Source organism: Neisseria chenwenguii (genome assembly GCF_002216145.1).
In the GTDB taxonomy this organism is placed as follows: Bacteria; Pseudomonadota; Gammaproteobacteria; order Burkholderiales; family Neisseriaceae; genus Neisseria; species Neisseria chenwenguii.
Window position 1 is genome coordinate 537,740 of sequence record NZ_CP022278.1, and the last position, 14,931, is coordinate 552,670.

Genomic DNA, 14,931 nt, shown 5'->3' on the forward strand with positions numbered 1-14,931 from the left:
TTTTTCCTATTTGTTTTGCCAAAATTCAAGGTACTCGGTGAGCAGAAACTCGAGCTGCATTTTAACACTTAACGTATGGTAGCCATACGGGCTGAGCGCATTCAGACGGCCTGTCAGCGCAAACAGCCTGCCCGCGTCGGTTTTCGCCGCCGTATCCGCCAGCTTCTGCGCATATTCCGGGTAATACAGCGGCGGCATCCCCTGTTGCGCCAAACCCACATCCAAGAGCCATTTCTGCATCCAATCGATAAACACCGCCAGCGGCTGTTTCAATTTATCAAACGCCGCCGCAAAATCCAAAATTGCCAACAGGCGCGGCGCAGCGAGCAAATCCAGCAATTCGCGGCGCACACCGTCCAACTCCGGCGCCGCCTCAAACAAAGGCGCACCGCTGTGAAACGCCAACAGCGCCTCCGCCTGTTCCACTCCTTCCCCACGCAGATAATCCAGCGCCGCCTCCCGCGAGGGCGGCGGCAAAACCAGTTGGCGGCAGCGGCTTTTAATCGTCGGCAAAAGTTTGTCGCGCGCATGGGTGACGAGCAGGAAAACAACGTGTGCCGGCGGTTCTTCCAAAGCCTTGAGCAAACCGTTGGCCGCCTGAACATTCATATTCTCTGCCGGATGCACCAGCACCACCCGCAGCCCACCGCGCACCGACGTCAGATAAATATCCTCCACCACCGCGCGCACCGCGTCGATTTTAATCTGCAACAGCTTGCGCCCCACCGCCTCGCCGTCGGGGATTTCCGGCGTCAGCTCGTAAAAATCGGGATGGCTGTTTTGCGCAAACAAATGGCACGACGCACATACGCCGCACGGCTCGCAGCCCTCCGTCGGCGACTCGCACAACAAAGCCTGCGCCGTAAAACGCGCAAACGCCGTCTTGCCCGTATTCTGCCGGCCGGTAAACAGCCAAGCGTTCGGGCGGTTCTGCCAATGCGCCGCCAGCTGCCGCCATTGGGGTTGGTGCCACGGATAAATCATGTCGGAAATTTCGCGGATTGGGGAAACGGAATTATACAAGAGAAACGGTTAGGGCCGTCTGAAAAGGGGGAAGGCAGACGGCATCTGCCGTTGCAGGCACGGTCAGCCGCCTAAAGCGGCGTAACCGTATGAACGGCTTAGATGGACAAAATGCCGTCCGAAAGCATTTCAAACTTTTCAGACGACATTAGATGTGTGTTTTCACGGCAAAGCCGTATAAAACCCGTCAGGGTTAACAGAAATACATATTAATTACCTTAAATATAATAACCATTAAAATAATTTAACATGACCATGTTTTGCTTCAATGTCTTAAACCCCGACATGCGGCAAATTTTGAAAAAGAAACTTAATCTCATTATGAAATTATCAAATCACTTTATGATTCCAAAGTAAAAGAAATTTAAAACGCCTTTTCTGAAACCTAACCTGAAAGAAGGGAACGAAGTCAGAAAACTGCTGTCCTACACGAAAACGCCGCATACGGTTCGGCAAATTATTTGTCAGATTAAAAAACTGACAATATTTTCTTAATAAAAAACATACGCCAAATATGCACAAACTTGGCAAGGCAGTTATACAGTTATGAAACTATTGAGCCTGAAAGAATTGGAAAAAGTAGCCGGCGGCGAAGATTGGATACCCGCATACTTCGGTTTTTATCCGCGCCGGACAGACAGCATTTTCCGACAGGAAGAACGAGATTAAGAATTTGGATGGAAGAAGCACGGTTGTTTCTTCTATCCGGATATGAAGAAATTTTTCTTTCTTCATTATTTTGAGTCTAAACTTTTAATCTTAAGGAGATTATTATGCAAGAATTGAATCAACATGAATTGGAAAATGTAGCAGGCGGCAATTTTTCCTTGTTTGGTGGCGGCGGTGGCAACCCTGGACAATATATCGGCGGTAGCATCGGTTTAGCCTATAAACCTGATAACGGTGGCTTTGGTTTTACCGTTGGAAAGAATTTTTCTCATGTTAATGGCGTAGGAACTAACTCTTCGTCTTTTGGTTCAATAACTTTTTCAAAAAAATGGTAATGTTAACATGCCATTATTGAAGAAGTTTTTGGTACTCACCTGTATTTTCAGCATAAGCGCCTGTGCCTATACAGACAGTGACGACTTAGCTGTCAACCCTTATCCGATGGGTTCCGCTTCAAAACAGGCAGATCCTATCTGCCAGGATAGTTCCGCGAGCCCTAAAGATGGCAGTTATACATCTAGCGAACGTACAAGCTGGTCGCAACATGTCACCGACTGCAAATCCAGAGGACAAGGGCAGAATTTGTCATACTAATCTTCTGACTCAAGCAATAGGGCATTTTGATCAAAAATCAAAATGCCCTGTTTATTTACCGGATTCAACCGGCTGCAAAATCCGTTCAATTTTCCAAAATTTCAAGCCATGTTTTTTTTCAGAATCCGTAGTACAAACATCCTGAAACGGTAAAAATGCCGTCTGAAAGGTTGAAATGCTTTCAGACGGCATACAGACTTGTACGGTTACACTTTGCTTGGAGCAAAGCCAACCGCACCTACGCAGGTTGAAAACCATTTTTCAGACGGCCTCAAACCGCTTCCCAATAATCCACATAAAGCTGCAATTCCACATTATTGCGCCACTCGTTTGCCACGGGGCGGTACACGGTGCGGATGCGGGCGGGGATTTCGTCGCTGCAACGCCAAAACATGGCTTCGAATTCGTAGCCGTCTTTTTGCAGCCACACTTTTTTGTGTTTGCCTTCCGCACCCATAAACTGTTGGCGTACGACGTGAAATTCGTCGGTAAAACTCGGCGGGGCGAAGCCCTGTCCCCAGACGTGTCGGGCGAGGTTTTGCGCTTGTGCCAAGGTAATTTCGTCGGAGGGCAGGCTGCCGTCGGTGATGAAGGTTTGCGAGAGGTCGTCTTCGTGAACCATGTCGCGCACGGCGGCTTCGAAGGCCGTCTGAAAAAGGGGAACGTCGGCTTCGCGTATGCTCAAACCTGCGGCCATGGCGTGTCCGCCGAATTTTAAAATCAAATCGGGGTGGCGTTTGCTGACCAAATCAAGCGCGTCGCGCAGGTGGAGGTTGGGGATGGAACGCCCCGATCCGCGTACTTCGCCGTTGTCAGCGGGAGCGAAGACGATGGTCGGGCGGTGGAAGCGGTCTTTCAGACGGCTGGCGACGATGCCGACGACGCCTTGATGGAAGTCGTTGCGGTAGGCGGTGAGCGTGGTTTGGCCGTTCGGCAGGGTTTCGGGAAAGGCGCGGAGCGCGTCTTGCAGCATGGATTGCTCGATTTCGCGGCGCTCTATGTTCAAATCGTTGAGCTGTGCGGCCAGCGATTGGGCTTCGGCTTCGTTTGGCGCGAGCAGGCAGGCGATGCCGACCGACATGTCGTCAAGGCGGCCGGCGGCGTTGATGCGCGGTCCGAGCGCGAAGCCCATGTCGAAGGGCTGCGCCTTGCGCCAGTCGCGCCGCGCGATTTCAAACAGGGTGCGGATGCCGGGGCGCATTTTGCCGGCGCGCATCCGTTTAAGCCCCTGCGAAACGAGGATACGGTTGTTGTGGTCGAGCGGCACAACGTCGGCAACCGTGCCCAATGCGACCAAATCCAAGAGTTCGGCCAGATTCGGCTCTTTGAGGCCGTCTGAAAAATAGCCGCGGCGGCGCAATTCGGCGCGCAAGGCGGTCAAGACATAAAAAATTACGCCCACGCCCGCCAGATTTTTGCTGGCAAAGCCGCAGCCGCGCTGGTTTGGGTTGACGATAATGCAGTCCGGCACGCTTTCCGCGGGCAGGTGGTGATCGGTCACGACGACATCAATCCCCAACGCCTGCGCCCGTGCCACGCCCGCGAGGCTGGCGATGCCGTTATCGACCGTTACCAGCAAATCCACGCCCTGCGCGGCGGCGATTTCCGCCAGCTCGGGCGTAAGGCCGTAGCCGTGTTCAAAGCGGTTGGGCACAAGAAAATCTACGCGCGCACCCATCGCGCCCAAACCGCTCATGCCGACCGCGCAGGCCGTCGCGCCGTCGGCATCGTAGTCGGCTACAATCAGGATTTTTTCCTGCTTCTGCACGGCATCCGCCAGCCGCGACGCCGCCGTTTCGCAGCCCCTCAGCGTTTGATAGGGTAAAAGGCCGGCGAGTTTGTCGTCCAACTCGTCGGGCGTTTTAACTTCCCGCGCGGCGCAGAGGCGGGCAATCAGCGGGTCGGCGCCGGAGTGAATTAAGGCGTCGCAGATGTTTTGGTCGAACGGACGGGTTTGGATTTTGACGGACATGGTGTGGTGTTTTACTTGGATTTTTTGGGTTGGAAACGGAATTTCAGACGGCCTTGTGCGGCAGGCCGTCTGAAAAAGTACGGTGTTTGATTTGATATTCAAGGAGCAGGCGGCGTGTCTGTTTTCAGACGGCCTGACCGGCTGGCTGTCTGCGTCAGACCTGACAAAGGCCGTCTGAAAAACCTTGTTTTTATTCTTCCGCCCCGCCCGCTTCTGCGCCCTGCTCCATCACGGCTTTGATTTCCTGAAACAGCGCGCGGAAATTTTTCGGCGGTTTGTTTTGTTCCTGTTCTTTGCGGGTATTGCGGATTAATGTGCGCAATTTGCCTGCGTCGGCGTGCGGATAGTCGGCGATGAATTTCGTCAGCGCGTCGTCGCCGGCAATCAGGCGTTCGCGGGCTTGCTCGACGCGCTGGAGGAATGCGTTGTGGGCGGCGTTGTCGCCGCGCAGTTTGGCAAGGTAGCGCTTGATCGGCCCGGGGTCGGTGTCGCGCATCAGGCGGCCGATGTATTGGGCTTGGCGCTTGAGCGCGCTGTTGGAGGTGATTTTTTTGTAGGCCTGCACGGCTTCAAACAAATCGTCGTCGATGCCGATTTTTTTCAGCGTGTCGGTTGAGAGCTTGGTCAGCGCCATGCCCAAATCCTGCAAATCGTTCATCTGCTGTTTCATGTGGGTTTTGCTGACCCATTCGTCTTCTTGCTCCATCATTTTCTGCTCGCTGCGGCCGGAATTTTAAAGCGCGTATTTTAACACGGGATGCGCCAGCCGCCCCCAATGCCGTCTGAAAACGGTTAGAATAGCGGAAATTTTTTCCGGACGTTTCCATGCTGTTCAACCATACCCCCGAACAACTTACCGCCCTCTGTTCCGACACGCTCGCGCTGGCAAAAAAATACGGCGCAACCGCCGCCGAAGCGGATTTCAGCGAATCCGTCGGCCAAAGCGTCAGCGTGCGCCTGAATGAAATCGAACAAATCGAGTTCCAGCAAAACACTTCGCTCGACATCACCGTTTACGTCGGCCGACGCAAAGGCCGCGCCAGCACCGCCGATTTTTCCGCCAAAGCCTTAAACGACACGGTCAAAGCCGCCATCGACATCGCCCGCTACACCGCCGAAGACGACTGCGCGGGTTTGGCCGATGCGGATTTGATGGCGGCGGATACCGGCGGGTTCGACCGCTATCACGAATGGAATTTGAGCGCCGATGAGGCGGTCGAACTCGCCAAACGCTGCGAACAGGCGGCGTTGGATACCGACGCGCGGATTGAAAATTCCGAAGGTGCCGGCGTTCAGACCGACCATTTTCAATATGTGTACGGCAACAGCCACGGCTTTATGGCACACCAGCAGGGCACGCACCACGGCTATTCGTGCAGCGTCGTTGCCGCCGACGAAGCGGGCATGCAGCGCGATTACTGGTACGACGCCGCCTGCCGCCGCGAAGATTTGGACACGCCCGAATCCGTCGGCCAAACCGCCGCCGAACGTACCGTCCGCCGCCTCGGCAGCCGCAGCGTGCCCACGGGCAGCTATCCCGTTTTGTTCGACCCCACCGTTTCAGGCGGCCTCATCAACCATCTTGTCGGCGCACTCAGCGGCGGCGCGCTCTACCGCCAAAGCAGTTTCCTCATCGACAGCCTCGGCCGGAAAATTCTGCCCGATTTCGTCAGCCTGCGTGAAGAGCCGCACATTCCCCGCGCCTTCGGCAGCAGCCATTTCGACACCGAAGGCGTGGCGACCAAACCGCGTTTCGTGATTGAAAACGGCGTCGTCGCAGGCTATTTCCTCGGCAGTTACAGCGCGCGCAAACTCGGTATGCAGACCACCGCCAACGCCGGCGGCGCACACAACCTCTACCTGAGCCACACCCATGCCGCGCAGTCCGACCTGCTCAAGGAAATGGGCACGGGGCTGCTCGTCACCGAACTGATGGGTCAGGGCGTGAACACCATCACCGGCGACTATTCGCGCGGCGCAGCGGGCTTTTGGGTGGAAAACGGCGTCATCGCCTACCCCGTTCAGGAAATCACGATTGCGGGGCGTTTGCAGGATATGTATCTGAACATCGCCGGCATCGCCGACGACCCGCTCAAACGTTCGTCCAACAAAATCGGTTCGGTTTTGATTGGCGCAATGACCATCGCGGGGGCATGAGGGTGTGATAAAGGCCGTCTGAATTTCAGACGGCCTTTGTTTTGGCGGGAAAAACAGTTACACCAGCGCCTTGATACCGGCCAGAATCACGCCGTAGCGGATGAATTTGCCGGCGAGCAGCATCAGGCTGCATTTGAGCGGGTCCAGCCGCAGCCAGCCGGCGGCAATGGGAAGCGCATCGCCGACAACGGGTACCCAGGCAAACAGCAACAGCCACACGCCCCAACGCTCAAACCGGCGCAATACTTTTTCAGACGGCCTCTTACGGTCGGGAACAAGCCGCCCCATGCCGTAGGAAACCATGCTGCCCAAACCGTTGGCCAAACCCGCCGCCAGCCACGCGCCCCAAACCTCCTGCGGGTAGCGGTAGAGAAAAGCGGCGAAAGCGGCTTCGGACGTGCCCGGCAGGATGGTTGCGGAGGTAAAGGCGGAGGCGGTCAGGGCGATGTAGGCGGATAACATGGCTGAAACGGAAAACGGGATGGCGGAGTGTAACAGCAAATCTCCTAAACTACTGATTTTATTTACATCGGTATTTTTGCGTTACATCAAACTGCCGTCTGAAAACCGTTTCGCCACCCTGCGGAAACAACCGTACAAATATTTTATTTTTTCATTTTTTTCATATAGATAGAAGTTTGGCTTCCACCATTCCCTTTTCAGACGGCCTTATCTTTGTAATTTTATATCTTGCAAATGCACAAAATTTCCGTATGATTCCGTTTTGTCGTTAATTTAAGTTAACCCGAGGTTCGGTGTTACTTTTTTGAAATGAAAGGCACAATTAAAATGTCTACGCAAAACCAACAGCAAAACCACACCCCCGCGCTGGTGGTGCTGACCTCGCTGTTTTTCATGATGGGTTTTATTACCTGCATGAACGATATTCTGATTCCGCATCTGAAAGATATTTTCAAGCTGACTTATGTTCAGGCAATGCTGATTCAGTTCTGCTTTTTTACCGCTTACGCGATTATGTCGATTCCGATGGGACATCTCGTTGACAAACTCGGCTATAAAAACGGCGTCATCGGCGGCTTTCTGCTGACTGCGGTCGGCTGTACACTGTTTTATCCCGCGGCGGGCAGCCACTCTTACGCGATTTTTCTGGGTGCGCTGTTTATCCTGGCTTCGGGCGTTACCCTGCTTCAGGTTGCGGGCAACCCGTATGTGACGCTGTTGGCCAAACCGGGCAAAGAGTCGGCCACGCTGACGCTGGTGCAGGCGTTTAACTCTTTGGGTACGACGATTGCGCCGCAAATCGGTGCGTTTCTGATTTTGGGCGATGCGGTTCAAAAAGCCAGCGAAGCCGATAAAATTTCGTCCGTACAGATGCCGTATCTGGGTTTGGCGGGCTTGCTGATTATTTTGGCGATGGCCGTGAAAATGATCAAACTGCCGGATGCTCGCGCGATTGCGCAGGCAGAAACCGAAGCCAACCACGACGGTAAAACCAGCGTTTGGCAATACAAACACTTGGTTTTCGGCGCAGCCGGCATTTTCTGCTATGTGGGTGCGGAAGTATCCATCGGCTCGCTGCTGGTCAACGTCATGGGCCATCTGAAAGGCTTGAGTCACTCCGATGCGGCGCATTATCTGTCGTTTTACTGGGGCGGCGCGATGGTCGGACGTTTCCTCGGTTCGGCCGTCATGACCAAACTTGCGCCCAACAAATATCTGGCGTTTAACGCCACCATGGCGGTTGCGCTCTTGCTGACGGCGATTTTGGTCAGCAACGGCGACGTGGCGATGTGGGCGCTGTTGGCCATCGGTTTCTTCAACTCCATCATGTTCCCGACCATTTTCTCGCTGGCCACCAAAGGCCTGGGCAAATTCACCAGCGCGGCTTCCGGCGTGATTTGTACCGCGATTGTGGGCGGCGCGGTTGTGCCCGTGATTCAGGGTTGGGCTGCCGACAACTACGGCTTGATGATTTCGTTTGTCGTTTCCGCCATCTGCTACGTTTACATTATTTTCTTTGCGGTTCAAGGTTATAAAGCGGATGAGTCGTAACACCCTCTGACCAAACCGCACGGAGCACGCCGTTCGGTATCCGCAATAGAAAGTTCGGGCCGTCTGAAAATGTTTTCAGACGACCCGAACTTTTTATATAAAACAGCAAATTAACAGAATACGCATCGGCTCCGCTAGCGAACCGCCGCCAAACACTCTTTCACCAGCGCGGGACCTTTGTAAATCAGGCCGCTGTAAATCTGCACGGCGCTTGCGCCCAAGCGGATTTTTTCGGCGGCATCGGCACCCTGCATAATGCCGCCCACGCCGATAACCGGTAGCGCGCCGTCGAGGTGTTCGGCCAGAAGTTTCAAAACCCGATTGCTTTTGTCGCGTACGGGCAAACCGCTCAAGCCGCCCTGCTCCTGCGCGAGCGGGTGACTGCCGAGGGCGGTTTTGTCGATGGTGGTGTTGGTGGCGATGATGCCGTCCATTTCCACCGATTTGACCACGCGGGCGATGTCGGCGATTTGGACTTCGTCGAGGTCGGGCGCGATTTTGACGGCGAGGGGAACGTATTTGCCGTGTTGCGCGGCGAGGTTGGCCTGTTTGTTTTTCAGCGTTTCCAGCAAAGCGGCCAATTCGTCGCCGCTTTGCAGCAAGCGCAGGTTTTTGGTGTTGGGCGAGGAAATGTTGACGGCGATGTAACCCGCGTGTGCGTAGGCTTTTTCGAGGCAGATGAGATAATCGTCGGCGGCGTTTTCAATCGGCGTTACCGCGTTTTTGCCGATGTTGATGCCGATGACGCCTTTGTAACGGCTGGCTTCGACGTTTTTAATCAGCGCGTCGATACCGTGGTTGTTGAACCCCATGCAGTTGACGATGGCTTGGTATTCGGGCGCGCGGAACAGACGGGGCTTGGGATTGCCGTCCTGCGGCTTTGGGGTTACGGTGCCGACTTCGACAAAACCGAAGCCGAACGCGCCGAATGCGTCGATACATTCGCCGTTTTTGTCCAAACCCGCAGCCAGCCCGACGGGGTTGGGCAGGGTAATGCCCATCAGCTTGGTCGGGCGGGCGGTGTTGTCGGTAACGGGAACCAGACCGAGCTTTTGCACGGTGCGCAGCGCATTGATGGTCAGATGGTGGATTTGTTCGGGGTCGAATTTGAACAGCAGCGGACGGATCAGGGAGTACATGGCGGCCTCGGATGGGTAGTGAAAATCGGAGGTATTTTAACACTTAAAGGGCAAGGCGGTGAGGCCGTCTGAAACGCTAAATCCGTCATTCCCGCGCAGGAGCGCCACTGTCCGGAGTAAATTCGTAAGACCGTCTGGAAGCCATGCAGGACGTGCTTCTACGAAGCACCATTCTCTCCCTAACCCTCTCCCGCGCAAGGTGCAGGAGAGGGAACAGATTGTAGGAACTTCAAAAAGTAGCGTTGAAAATCAACCGGTTTTATGAGTTTGATTCCAGACAACTTTTTGATATTTCAAAGTTTTCATTTTTTCTGAAACGTCAATTTTGTAACAGTTTGATATTTCAGGAAAATTTATTCCAGACGCCCGGACGGTAGTGCGCGCAGGCGGGAATCCATGGCCCAAAACAGGCAATATTTTGTTTTGAAACAAGTTTCAGGAAATCAAACGTGGATTCCCGCCTGCGCGGGAATGATGTCCGTTGATGAGTTAACCGTTTCAGACGGCCTTTAAGCGGACGTTTCTGATTTGTGCAAAAGTCTCGGTCTTTGTCTGCCTTTTTATCGGGAGGATGTTTACCGTTTGTTTTCAGACGGCATATCCGCCCTGCGGCAGCTTAGTGTGTTTTTATAAAAAATCAGGCCGTCTGAAATTCGGTTACTGAGCGCAGTCGAAGTGTCAGACGGCCTGTGGCAAGGTTAATACGTTTTGTAATACACCACTTGGCTAGGCGAGGCAGAGATGCTGTCGCGCATTTTGTAGCTGTCGAGCCGCTGGATCGGTTTGGCGGCTTTGGGCTTGGCGGTGTTGCCGTTGGTTTTCGGTGCGGCGGTTTTGATGGCGCGCCGTTCGCCCGGTTGCGGCGGGGCAGGCTGGGGAACGGGGCGTTCAAACGGTTTTTCAAGCTGCGGGTTGGCGCGTTCGTGCTGCCATTTGGCGAGCAGGTGTTTGAAGGTTTCGGGGTTTTCGTAGCCGTTGATGATGGCGGCTTGCAGCCAGAAGCAGGCCAGCGTGAGGTTGTAGGGAACGCCCTGTCCGTAGTAATACTGGCGTGCGAGGTGGTATTGGGCGGTGGCGTTGCCTTGTGCGGCGGCCAGCTCAAACCAGTAGGCAGCCTGTCTGGGGCTGATTTTGACACCTTGTCCGTAGCGGTACATCAGCCCCAAACGGGTGGCGGCGCCGATGTGTTGGAACTCGGCGGCTTCGAGAAACAGTTTGCGCGCGCGGTCGTAGTCGATGCTGCGCCCCCGGCCTTCCTGCAGGGCGAGGGCGGTTTGGTAGGCGTTTTCGATGTTTTGGCGCTGGAGGGCGGTTTCTTTGAGCAGGGCGTAGTGCTGCGGGTCGTGCAGGGCGGCGTCGCTGAGGAGTTTTTGGCAGGCGGCGAGGCTGCCGTTTTCGGCGGCGTGGCGGTAGTATTCCTGCGCAGTGGCGGCATCGGCTTTCAAGCCCAAACCGTAGCGGTAGAGGTCGCCCATCAGACGCAGGGCTTCGGGGTGGCCGTATTCGGCGGCTTCTTTGGCGAGCTTGGCGGCGGCCAGCGGGTCGCGTTCGGTCAGACGGCCGGTGAGGTAGTGTTGTGCCAGCTCGGCTTTGGCACCGTCGTCATCGTTGTCGGCGGCGGCTCGGTACCATTGGAGCGCTTCGGGATTTCCTTGTTTGGCCAGCACATCGGCGAGCATGACTTGTGCGGCGATGATGCCTTGTTCGGCTGCGGGTGTGAGGTGTTGCGCGGCGCATGTTAAATCAACGGGCGTGCCGATGCCGTAACGGTAGATTTGACCGAGCTGCCAATGGGCGACGCCCAAGCCTTTTTCGGCGGCTTCATGGTAGAGGTTGCGGGCGCGTTCAAGGTCGGGTTCGCCGGAAAACTGGAAATGGCTGGCGAGGATGTATTGCCCGAAGGGATGGCCTTGTGCGGCGGTTTTCTGCGCCCAGTAAACGGCCTGCGGGTCGTTGCGGTCGTAATAGTATTCGAGCAGGTTGAGTTGGGCGGCGGTCATGCCGTTTTCGGCAAGATTGGTGTAAACAGCCAGATGGCGGTCAAACGATACGCCGTCCATTTCGCGCAGGCGCAGGATGTTGTAGGTGGCGTAGGGATGGCCTTGCGAGGCGGCGATTTCCAGCCATGAAATGATGGCGGGGTGGTCGGGGTTTTGGTGCTCGAGCATAATCGCGCCGACCAGAAACGCGGATTCGGCGTGCCCCTGCCTTGCTGCGCGTTGCAGCAGGGCGAATGCTTCGGGGCTGTCGGGATTTTGTTCCAACAGAGCTTCGGCTTGGCGGTAGAGTGATTCGGGCGTTGCGTCGGTCATGATGGTTTCGGTCGGAAAGCTCAAGAGGAAACATTATACTGGTTTTGGTAAGTTATAGTTAATTAAGGTGGTATGAACGTGGTATTTTTGCGATAAAAGGCCGTTTGAAAAGATAATCGGATGATTCCCGTCTGCAAAACGCCTGACGGAAAGTGCTCCCGACACCCGGCTAAAGCAACCCGGGAGTTTTCAGACGGCCTCTGCGTCCGTTACGCCGCCTGTTGTCTGTAAAAACGTTTTCCGCCTGTTTATTTTTACATTTTCAGCATAAAATTCTATCAAAAAAGCATTTCAAAAATATTTAAATAGCCCCAATAAAATTTTCACCATTTTATTGCGCACAAAAAACCACACCTCCCGTTTGATTACATTAAAATACGCCTTTTTCATCAAGAGGCCGTCTGAACGGCGGAAAACTTATGCAACATTCCGATTCCGAAATCTTTTCTTGGCGCCAACGGCTTCATGCTTTGGGGCCGGGGATTTTGATGGCGTCCGCCGCCATCGGCGGTTCGCACCTGATTGCTTCCACGCAGGCGGGCGCGCTTTACGGCTGGCAGTTGGCGCTGATTATTGTGCTGACCAATCTGTTTAAATACCCGTTTTTCCGCTTCAGTGCGCACTACACGCTCGACAGCGGTAGGAGTTTGATTGAGGGGTATGCGGAGAAAAACCGTTTTTATCTGTGGGTATTCCTGATTCTCGTGTTTTTTGCCGCTACGATTAACGCGGCGGCGGTGGCGCTGTTGACGGCGGTGATTGTGAAAATGGCGCTGCCGGGGCTGAGCGTTTCCAACGATGTGCTGTCGGTTGCTGTGATCGGCGCGTGTATTTTGATTTTGCTGGCAGGTAAATATAACGCTTTGGACAGCCTGTCGAAAATCATCGTCGCCAGCCTGAGCGTGGCAACCGTGATTGCCGCGGCAGTTGCGGCTTCGCGCGGGATGCAGATGGCGCCCGATTTTGTCGAACCCTCTCCGTGGAATCTGGCGGCTTTGGGCTTCATCATCGCGCTGATGGGCTGGATGCCCGCGCCGATTGAGATTTCGGCGATCAACTCGCTTTGGGTGACGGCGCGTCAAAAAGAAGATCCGGTCGGCTACCGCGAAGGGATGTTCGACTTCAACGTCGGTTTTATCACCAGCGCGGTGCTGGCGGTGATTTTTCTGGCGCTTGGCGCGTTTGTACAATACGGCAACGGAGAAGAGGTGCAGATGGCGGGTGCGAAATACATCGGCCAGCTTGTGAATATGTATGCCGTGACCATCGGAGACTGGTCGCGCCCGCTGGTGGCGTTTATCGCCTTTGCCTGTATGTTCGGCACGACGATTACCGTTATCGACGGCTACGCCCGCGCGATGGCCGAATCGGTGCGCCTGGCCGGCGGTAAAGACAGCTTCGGCAACAAAGCCTTAATCGGCTGGATTCTGTGGGTCGGCTTGTCCGGGCTGGCGCTGATTTTGTGGTTCAACAGCGCGTTGGCCGAACTTTTGAAATTCGCCATGATTACCGCTTTTCTCGCCGCGCCCGTGTTTGCCTGGCTGAACTACCGGCTGGTGCGCCACGACGAAAAACACAAACTTTCCGCCGGCGTGACCGCGCTGACCATCGTCGGCATGATTTATCTGGTGGGCTTTTCAGTGTTGTTTTTGCTGAACTTTTTGGGTATTTTGGTTTGATTGCCGGTTAAAAAAACGAGGCCGTCTGAAAACTTTCAGACGGCCTTTTGCATTCCAACCGGCGCTTACAATACCTTCACAATGCTTTCGCACAAATAATCAATGTTGTCATCGGTAATCCCCGCCACATTGATGCGGCCGGAACGTACGGCGTACACGGCAAACTCGTTTTTCAATCGGTCGACCTGTTCGGGCTTCAGGCCGCTGAATGAAAACATTCCGTTTTGTTCCATAATGAAATCAAAGTTTTGCGCCGCGCCTTTGGCTTTGAGCGTTGCCACGAATTTTTGGCGCATGGCTTTGATGCGCCCGCGCATTTCGTCGAGCTCCGCCACCCATTGCGCTTTGAGCGCGGCGTCTTCCAACACCAGCGCGACGGTTGCGCCGCCGTGGGAAGCGGGATTGGAATAGAGCGTGCGGATAATGGTTTTGACTTGGCTGAACGCGCGGTTGGCAGTTTCTTCATCGGCGGCAACGACGGTAAACGCGCCGACGCGCTCGTTGTACATGCCGAAATTTTTGGAATACGAGCTGGCGACGAGCAGCTCTTTATTGAGCCTGGCAAACGCGCGCAGGCCGTTGGCATCGGCTTCGAGGCCGTTGGCAAAGCCTTGGTAGGCAAAGTCGAACAGCGGCAGCCAGCCTTTTTCGGCCGACATTTCCGCCAGTGTTTCCCATTGCTCGGGCGTGGGATCGATGCCGGTCGGGTTGTGGCAGCAGCCGTGCAGCAACACCACATCGCCCGCTTCGGCTTGGCTCAAATCCTCAATCAGACCGTCCCAATCGAGGCCGTGCGCGGCGGCGTCGTAATAGCGGTAATCGCGGATATTGATGCCGACGGCTTTGAAAATGGCGTTGTGGTTCGGCCAGGTCGGATTGGAAATCCAAACGTTTTTCACGCCGGTTTGGCGTTTGACAAACTCGGCGGCAATGCGCAACGCGCCCGTTCCGCCCAAGCTCTGCGCGGTTTTGGCGCGTTTGGACGCAACGATTTCGTGATCCGCGCCAAACAGCAGGTTTTGCGTTTGCGCGTTATAGGCGGCGATGCCGTCGATGGTCAGGTAATTTTTTGTGGTTTCGCCGGCCAACAGACGCGCTTCCGCTTCTTTCACGGCTTTCAGAATCGGGGTCTGCCCCGCGGCGTTTTTATACACGCCTATGCCCAAATTGACTTTTCCGGGGCGGGTTTCGGCTTTAAAGGCTTCGCCCAAACCCAAAATCGGGTCGGCAGGCGCGGCTTCGATACGGTCGAAAAACATGGCTGACTCTTTCTGAATAAAGGGTTAAGAAACTGTAAATTCCTACGGATTTTACGCCTGTTGAGGCCGTCTGAAAACGGGCGCAACGGGATTTTTCCAGCGGAAACTTGGGGA

12 protein-coding genes are annotated in these 14,931 nt (G+C 54.8%); 5 read left to right on the top strand and 7 right to left on the bottom strand.

Features of this window, described 5'->3' with window-relative positions; genetic code table 11:
- Positions 1 to 6 precede the first annotated feature (6 nt).
- On the bottom strand, positions 7 to 984 hold the full coding sequence (locus tag BG910_RS02675) for a DNA polymerase III subunit delta' (protein ID WP_089035509.1): 978 nt from the start codon (positions 982 to 984) through the stop codon (positions 7 to 9).
- A 585-nt stretch (positions 985 to 1,569) separates the two neighbouring features.
- Between BG910_RS02675 and BG910_RS12940 the strand changes: the two genes are divergently transcribed.
- Complete coding sequence (locus tag BG910_RS12940) at positions 1,570 to 1,692, top strand: hypothetical protein (protein WP_269766458.1); 123 nt, start codon at positions 1,570 to 1,572, stop codon at positions 1,690 to 1,692.
- A 104-nt stretch (positions 1,693 to 1,796) separates the two neighbouring features.
- Positions 1,797 to 2,027 carry a bacteriocin transporter gene (locus BG910_RS12120; protein ID WP_123805295.1) on the top strand — a complete coding sequence of 77 codons (231 nt, stop codon included), beginning with the start codon at positions 1,797 to 1,799 and terminating at the stop codon, positions 2,025 to 2,027.
- Positions 2,028 to 2,557: 530 nt separating this feature from the next.
- Here BG910_RS12120 and recJ read toward each other — a convergent pair.
- Complete coding sequence (gene recJ / locus BG910_RS02680) at positions 2,558 to 4,258, bottom strand: single-stranded-DNA-specific exonuclease RecJ (RefSeq protein ID WP_089035510.1); 1,701 nt, start codon at positions 4,256 to 4,258, stop codon at positions 2,558 to 2,560.
- 190 nt (positions 4,259 to 4,448) lie between these two features.
- Positions 4,449 to 4,967, bottom strand: a complete 519-nt coding sequence (gene yjgA / locus BG910_RS02685; protein WP_089035511.1) for a ribosome biogenesis factor YjgA — start codon at positions 4,965 to 4,967, stop codon at positions 4,449 to 4,451.
- Between the two features lie 116 nt (positions 4,968 to 5,083).
- On the opposite strand from yjgA, the gene pmbA reads away from it, so the two are divergent.
- Positions 5,084 to 6,415 carry a metalloprotease PmbA gene (gene pmbA / locus BG910_RS02690; protein WP_089035512.1) on the top strand — a complete coding sequence of 444 codons (1,332 nt, stop codon included), beginning with the start codon at positions 5,084 to 5,086 and terminating at the stop codon, positions 6,413 to 6,415.
- A 57-nt stretch (positions 6,416 to 6,472) separates the two neighbouring features.
- On the opposite strand, the gene BG910_RS02695 is transcribed toward pmbA, so the two are convergent.
- Positions 6,473 to 6,877 (bottom strand): YqaA family protein, encoded by a 405-nt coding sequence (locus tag BG910_RS02695; RefSeq protein WP_089035513.1) that lies wholly within the window; start codon positions 6,875 to 6,877, stop codon positions 6,473 to 6,475.
- A gap of 327 nt (positions 6,878 to 7,204) precedes the next feature.
- Here BG910_RS02695 and BG910_RS02700 point away from each other — a divergent pair, with 327 nt between their 5' ends.
- Complete coding sequence (locus BG910_RS02700; protein ID WP_089037102.1) at positions 7,205 to 8,428, top strand: sugar MFS transporter; 1,224 nt, start codon at positions 7,205 to 7,207, stop codon at positions 8,426 to 8,428.
- Positions 8,429 to 8,562: 134 nt separating this feature from the next.
- Here BG910_RS02700 and BG910_RS02705 read toward each other — a convergent pair whose 3' ends face one another.
- Positions 8,563 to 9,567, bottom strand: coding sequence for a quinone-dependent dihydroorotate dehydrogenase (locus BG910_RS02705; RefSeq protein WP_089035514.1), 1,005 nt, complete (start codon positions 9,565 to 9,567; stop codon positions 8,563 to 8,565).
- A gap of 698 nt (positions 9,568 to 10,265) precedes the next feature.
- A complete protein-coding gene (locus tag BG910_RS02710) occupies positions 10,266 to 11,879 on the bottom strand; it encodes a tetratricopeptide repeat protein (RefSeq protein ID WP_089037103.1) in 1,614 nt (537 codons plus the stop codon).
- A gap of 419 nt (positions 11,880 to 12,298) precedes the next feature.
- On the opposite strand from BG910_RS02710, the gene BG910_RS02715 reads away from it, so the two are divergent.
- Positions 12,299 to 13,558, top strand: coding sequence for an NRAMP family divalent metal transporter (locus BG910_RS02715; protein WP_089035515.1), 1,260 nt, complete (start codon positions 12,299 to 12,301; stop codon positions 13,556 to 13,558).
- A 65-nt stretch (positions 13,559 to 13,623) separates the two neighbouring features.
- Here the strand turns inward: BG910_RS02715 and BG910_RS02720 are convergent, their stop codons facing one another.
- Entirely contained in the window at positions 13,624 to 14,817 is a 1,194-nt protein-coding gene (locus BG910_RS02720; protein ID WP_089035516.1) for an amino acid aminotransferase, read from the bottom strand.
- Positions 14,818 to 14,931 lie beyond the last annotated feature (114 nt).

What these genes read in the sequence shown, in the direction of transcription:
- recJ (WP_089035510.1), bottom strand. Translation starts at nt 4,258, where the DNA reads ATGTCCGTCAAAATCCAAACCCGTCCGTTCGACCAAAACATCTGCGAC.
- yjgA (WP_089035511.1), bottom strand. Translation starts at nt 4,967, where the DNA reads ATGATGGAGCAAGAAGACGAATGGGTCAGCAAAACCCACATGAAACAG.
- BG910_RS02715 (WP_089035515.1), top strand. Translation starts at nt 12,299, where the DNA reads ATGCAACATTCCGATTCCGAAATCTTTTCTTGGCGCCAACGGCTTCAT.
- BG910_RS02710 (WP_089037103.1), bottom strand. Translation starts at nt 11,879, where the DNA reads ATGACCGACGCAACGCCCGAATCACTCTACCGCCAAGCCGAAGCTCTG.
- pmbA (WP_089035512.1), top strand. Translation starts at nt 5,084, where the DNA reads ATGCTGTTCAACCATACCCCCGAACAACTTACCGCCCTCTGTTCCGAC.
- BG910_RS02695 (WP_089035513.1), bottom strand. Translation starts at nt 6,877, where the DNA reads ATGTTATCCGCCTACATCGCCCTGACCGCCTCCGCCTTTACCTCCGCA.
- BG910_RS12120 (WP_123805295.1), top strand. Translation starts at nt 1,797, where the DNA reads ATGCAAGAATTGAATCAACATGAATTGGAAAATGTAGCAGGCGGCAAT.
- BG910_RS02720 (WP_089035516.1), bottom strand. Translation starts at nt 14,817, where the DNA reads ATGTTTTTCGACCGTATCGAAGCCGCGCCTGCCGACCCGATTTTGGGT.
- BG910_RS02675 (WP_089035509.1), bottom strand. Translation starts at nt 984, where the DNA reads ATGATTTATCCGTGGCACCAACCCCAATGGCGGCAGCTGGCGGCGCAT.
- BG910_RS02705 (WP_089035514.1), bottom strand. Translation starts at nt 9,567, where the DNA reads ATGTACTCCCTGATCCGTCCGCTGCTGTTCAAATTCGACCCCGAACAA.
- BG910_RS12940 (WP_269766458.1), top strand. Translation starts at nt 1,570, where the DNA reads ATGAAACTATTGAGCCTGAAAGAATTGGAAAAAGTAGCCGGCGGCGAA.
- BG910_RS02700 (WP_089037102.1), top strand. Translation starts at nt 7,205, where the DNA reads ATGTCTACGCAAAACCAACAGCAAAACCACACCCCCGCGCTGGTGGTG.